This is a genomic window from Spirillospora sp. NPDC049652, assembly GCF_040675125.1.
GTDB lineage: Bacteria > Actinomycetota > Actinomycetes > Streptosporangiales > Streptosporangiaceae > Spirillospora.
In genome coordinates, this window is record NZ_JBFAOF010000527.1 from 1 (window position 1) to 5,039 (window position 5,039).

General features: G+C 73.7%; 4 protein-coding genes and 1 pseudogene. 2 read left to right on the plus strand and 3 right to left on the minus strand.

Going from position 1 to position 5,039, the window contains the following annotated elements; genetic code table 11:
• Positions 1–852: pseudogene (locus AB0J52_RS26945) on the plus strand (serine/threonine-protein kinase); the annotation flags it as partial.
• A gap of 79 nt (positions 853–931) precedes the next feature.
• On the opposite strand, the gene AB0J52_RS26950 reads toward AB0J52_RS26945, so the two are convergent.
• The gene (locus AB0J52_RS26950) at positions 932–2,227 is read right to left on the minus strand and encodes an FAD-dependent oxidoreductase (protein ID WP_500185111.1); all 1,296 of its coding nucleotides are present in this window, start codon (positions 2,225–2,227) and stop codon (positions 932–934) included.
• Between the two features lie 130 nt (positions 2,228–2,357).
• Here AB0J52_RS26950 and AB0J52_RS26955 point away from each other — a divergent pair, with 130 nt between their 5' ends.
• The gene (locus AB0J52_RS26955; RefSeq protein WP_500185112.1) at positions 2,358–3,002 is read left to right on the plus strand and encodes a PadR family transcriptional regulator; all 645 of its coding nucleotides are present in this window, start codon (positions 2,358–2,360) and stop codon (positions 3,000–3,002) included.
• 142 nt (positions 3,003–3,144) lie between these two features.
• On the opposite strand, the gene AB0J52_RS26960 is transcribed toward AB0J52_RS26955, so the two are convergent.
• Together AB0J52_RS26960 and otsB are read right to left on the minus strand one after the other, a co-directional pair.
• Positions 3,145–4,272: a hypothetical protein gene (locus AB0J52_RS26960; protein WP_500185113.1), complete on the minus strand. Its 1,128-nt coding sequence runs from the start codon at positions 4,270–4,272 to the stop codon at positions 3,145–3,147.
• A 305-nt stretch (positions 4,273–4,577) separates the two neighbouring features.
• Positions 4,578–5,039 (minus strand): trehalose-phosphatase (gene otsB / locus AB0J52_RS26965; protein ID WP_500185114.1); only part of this gene is annotated, 462 nt, incomplete at its 5' end.

Sequence of the window (5,039 nt, forward strand, 5' to 3'; positions counted from 1 at the left end):
CCCGGCGGGCAGCCGTACGGGCCGGGGCCCGGTCCGTCGCAGAGCCCCTCGCCGCACGGCTACCCGCCGCCTCCCTACCAGCCCCAGCAGCAGCCTCCGTCCGGGTCGTCCGGAAAGGGCACGCCGTTCGGACGCCGGAAGAAGGACGCCGGCGGATCGGGCGGCGGCCCCGGCGGGCCGTCCGGGCCCGGTGGCGGGGGCGGCGGCAACGGCGGCGGTGGCGGTGACCGGCGCCGGTACCTGACGCCGCTGATGATCACGGCCGCCGTGCTGGCGGTCGCGCTGGTCGCCGGGCTCGCGCTCGGCACGATCTTCAGCAAGGACGACAAGAAGGAGCCCGGCAAGAACGGCAAGAAGACGTCCGTGCCCGCGGACTTCGTCAAGGTCGCGGACGACTCGGGCAAGATCAGCGCCTACGTGCCCAAGGCGTGGCCGAAGGCCGGGCCCGACCGCACCTGGCTGCCGAACGGGCTCGGTTTCACCGGTGACACCACGGGCCGCCCCGTCCTCCGGGCGACTCCGGACGTGGCGAAGTTCCGCGGGGTCGGCACCGCGCCCGGCGTCTTCGTCGGGCTCACCACCGCGATGCCGAAGACGCAGCCCCTTCCGCCCGGCGTCTCGACGCACTCGTCCTGCACGAAGGGCGCGCCGGAGGACTACACCTCGCCGGACAAGGCGCTCACCGGGACGATCCTGCGCTTCACCGGCTGCAAGACCGGAACGCCGCTGGTCACCGAGGTCGCGCTGCACTCGGCCGACCAGAAGTACGGCGTGTGGGTGCGGATCCGGCAGACCGACAACGCCGACATCGTGAAGGCGATCCTGGACAACCTGAAGCTCCAGGCTCCCTGATCCCCTTCCCCTACGGCGGGCCCCGCGAGCGTCTTCGCGGGGCCCGCCGTCGTTCGGCACGGTCGCGGCCGGGACGCGCTCAACTCGGGACCGGAACGGGCTCGGCGCGCGCGACAGGGGTTCGGACGTGTTCCGGGAGCGGGCCGTACCCCACCATGCGCGACAGAAGGCGCTGGACGGCCGGAACACTCCCCGCGCGGGCCATGGCGCCCGGGGCGATCGCCCGGCCGCGGAGCACGCGTTCGATGACGAACCGCTGCGCCAGCACCTGGAACGCCTGGACGGCCATGGTCGGCGGGGTCCGGCGGCGCTGCACGGCGGCGAGATCGGCGGTGCCGACCGTCCCGGATTCGTGCAGCGCCGGGACGATCCGGTTCGCGGCCGCGACGGCGTCCTGGACGGCCAGGTTGATGCCGACGCCGCCGATCGGCGACATGGCGTGCGCGGCGTCCCCGATGCAGAGCAGGCCGGGCCGGTACCAGCGGCGCAGCCGGTCCACCCGGACGTCCAGGACGCTGACCTCGTCCAGTTCGAGACGGCGGGCCCGGTCGGCCATGGACGGCAGCAGTTCGGCGATGTCGGCGCGCAGCGCCTCCACGCCGCGGTCCCGCACGCGTGCCCAGCCGCCCTTCGGGATGACGTAGGCGATCTGCCAGTACGTCCCGCGGTTGAGCAGGGCCATCAGCCGCCCGGCGCCCGGCCGCAGGAACGCGTTCTCGTGGTCGCCGGGCTCGCGCGGCAGGCGGAACCACGCCACGTCCATCGGCGCGCCCAGGTCCCGGACGGGCAGACCCGCGGCGCGGCGCAGGGTCGAGTGCCGTCCGTCGGCGGCGACGGTGAGTTCCGCGCGGATCTCGTGCTCGTCCCCGGCGGCGTCCCGGTAGCGGACGCCGGTGACCCGGCCGCCCGCCCGGAGCAGGCCGGTGGCCTCGGCCTCCATCAGCAGCCGGAAGCCGGGCAGCTCGGCCGCCGCCTGGGTGATCATGGTGAGGAAGTCCCACTGCGGGACCATCGCGATGTACGGGTGCCGTCCGCGCAGCTCCCCCAGGTCCGCGACGGAGAACTCGCCGTCCGCGGTGAGGACGTCCAGGCCGCCGACCTTGTGGTGGTCGAGCCGCTCGAAGCGGTCGCCGAGGCCGATCTCGTCCAGGACGTCCAGCGTGGACGGATGGATCGTGTCGCCCCGGAAGTCGCGCAGGAAGTCCCCGTGCTTCTCCAGGACGACGACGTCGATCCCCGAGCGGGCGAGCAGCAGGCCGAGGACGGCTCCGGCGGGACCTCCGCCCGCCACGCAGACCGTCGCGCGCTCGTGCTCGCGCTCGTGCGCCTGGTCGGTGGTCCGGTCTGCGGTGTGGTCCTTGGCGTGTCCGGTCATGGGCACCTCCCCCTTCCCTCGATATTCAACGCCTGATGAGTTCCTGTCAAGGGAAGGCCGGCTTGCTTGCGAGCGTTCACCGATATATCGTTAATGCATCGCGATCGAACAACGACAGGAGATGATGACGATGCGCGAGTACTTCAGAGACCACGAGCACGGCCGGCACGGGCACGAGCACGGGCCGCGCTTCCCCGGCGGGCCCGAGGCCCGGATGCGCCGCGACGACCCGTTCGGATGGGGCGGGCCGGGATTCGGCCCACCCGGTCCAGGCTTCGGACCGGGTGGCCCCAGGGGGCGCGGCCGGGGCCGGGGCGGCGGACGCCGCACCCGGCGCGGCAACGTCCGGGCGGCCCTGCTCGCCCTGCTGGCCGAGCGCCCGATGCACGGCTACGAGATGATCCAGGAACTCGACGAGCGCACCGGCGGCGTCTGGCGGCCGAGCCCCGGCTCGGTCTACCCGACCCTCCAGATGCTCGAGGACGAGGACCGGGTCACCAGCGAGGAGCAGGGCGGCAAGCGGCTGTTCTCCCTCACCGACGCCGGCCGCGAGGAGGCGTCCGCGCAGACCTCCGTCCCGTGGGAGGAGGTCACCGAGGCCGCCGGGGAGAACGTCCTGCACTCGCGGGAGGCGATCCGGCAGCTCATGGGCGCGCTGCACCAGGTCATGGCCGTCGGCAGCGCGTCCCAGCAGTCCCGCGCGCTGGACGTCGTCAACGACGCCCGCCGACGCCTCTACGGCATCCTCGCCGACGACCCGGAGGCGGAGAACTGATCCGGGCCGCCGGTGCCGCACACCGGCGGAAGCCGATCGGCACCGTCACACACGCGTGACCCAAGAAAGCGAAGGGCCGTCGCGACCGGATCGGTCGCGACGGCCCTTTCGCCGTGCGCGGGTCAACTCAGGTCAACTCGGGTCAACGCGGAAGCGGCGCCTCCTTGGCGTCCTGGTTCCCCATGTAGAGGCGCTTCCAGATGAAAAGGCGCAGGTCACCCGTCTTCAGCTGCTTCTCGACCGGGACGTCCACCGTCGCGCGGACAAGGTACGCCGAGCCGGGCGGCATGTACTTGTCGTCGCCGTCGCCCGCGACGAGCTGGCCACCGCGCAGCGACCGGACGACGTCGCTGTGCGTGGGCGGAGTGCACATGTCCTCGGGGGCCCCGACCTGCGGCATGCAGCGTCCGCGTCCCGAACTCTCCACGCGGGACCGCTTGACGAACACGTCGCCGGGGAAGTCGAGCAGCACCTTGTCGCGCCCCGGGTTGGACAGCACGTACTCGACGTACGCGAACCCGTACCCCGTCGGTGCGGTCGTCTGCTGGGTGGCCGTGCCCTCGGACGACCCGGTGTCCACGACGCCGAGCTGGTAGCGGTAGCCGTCCGCCGTGGCCACGGACACGACGGTCCCCGTCTTTGGCATCGGGCCGGACCGCACGGGAACCGACTGGCTCGCGCTTCCGGAGGGGTTCCCGCCGTCCTTCCCACCGTCCGAGCCCGGCATCAGCACGAACGCGCCCACGGCGGCCGCGGCCACCACCAGCACGCCCGCGCCCGCCAGCAGGCCCTTGCGGCGTCCGCTCCGGCTGCGCTGCTCGCGCCGGAGCCGCTGCCGCTCGCTCCGCGACGAAGCGATCCGGACCTCGACCCCGCTGGTCTCCCGCACGCCCAGCTCGTCCGAGGTCCGGGCCGGGTAGGCGGGCTCGGGCGCGTACCCACCCTGCGGCTGAACCGCCTGCGGATGCTGGGGATGAGGCTGCGACTGCTGGACCGGCCGCTGCTGCAGAGGCGGCTGCTGGAGAGGCGGCTGCTGCTGAGGCTCGACCGGCTGCTGCGGGTGGACGGGCTGCTGCGGCCGGCCGTAGCCGGGCGGCGCGGCGGCCTCCTGCACGGGGACGTTCTGGACGGGGACGTTCTGAGCGAAGGGGTACCCGCCGGAGCCGCCCGGCGACTGGACGGTCGGATATCCCCCGGACGTGTGCGGCTCGGCCGGATAAGCGCCGGACGGCCCCGACACCGGCGGCTGCTGCACGGGTGGCTGCTGCACGGGTGGTTGCTGGACCGGGGGCTGCGGTTGGACGGGGATGCCCGCGGTCGGGGCGCCCGAGGGGTCACGGGACGTCTCGCGCGGCCCAGCCGGCCGCTGCGGGAATACGGGTCCAGTGTCCACGTCAGCGCTCCCCACCTGTCTACCGGCCGAAACTTCACGTCCGCCGTTGCGCAGCGAAATTACCCTATCTTTGCGTAATCGCTCGCCGGACTCGTACCCGCCCCAGCGACATCGTCGGTCCCGGCCGTCCGGGCATGCCGAAAGGACCGGCCGGCGGCGGCCCGGGCCACCGGCCGGGAGGGTCAGGCGGAGGGCGGCAGCAGCGTGCCGAGGAAGGCGACGACGCCGTCCGGGCCGTCCACGACCAGGTCAGCGCGCTCGGCCAGCGCCGTCACCTCGGCGGACCCGCTGCACAGCTTGAGGCCGGGCACGCCCTCGGCGCGCAGCGCGTCCACCGCGTCGAAGGCGGCGAGGTCGCCCAGGTCGTCGCCCGCGAACAGCAGCATCGACGGCTTTCCGGCCTCGGCGACGAACTCACGGAGCGCGACGCCCTTGTCCATGCCGGGCGGGCGCAGCTCCAGGACGAACCGCCCCGGCTCGACGACCAGGCCGTGCCGCTCGGCCAGCGCGTCCATGACGCCGCGCAGCCGGTCGAGCGCGACCTGCGGTTCCGCGCAGCGGCGGGTGTGGACGGCGAGGGCGCGACCCTTGTCCTCCACGAACGTCTCGGGCGGCGCGCCCGCCGCCTCCAGCACGCGGGGCAG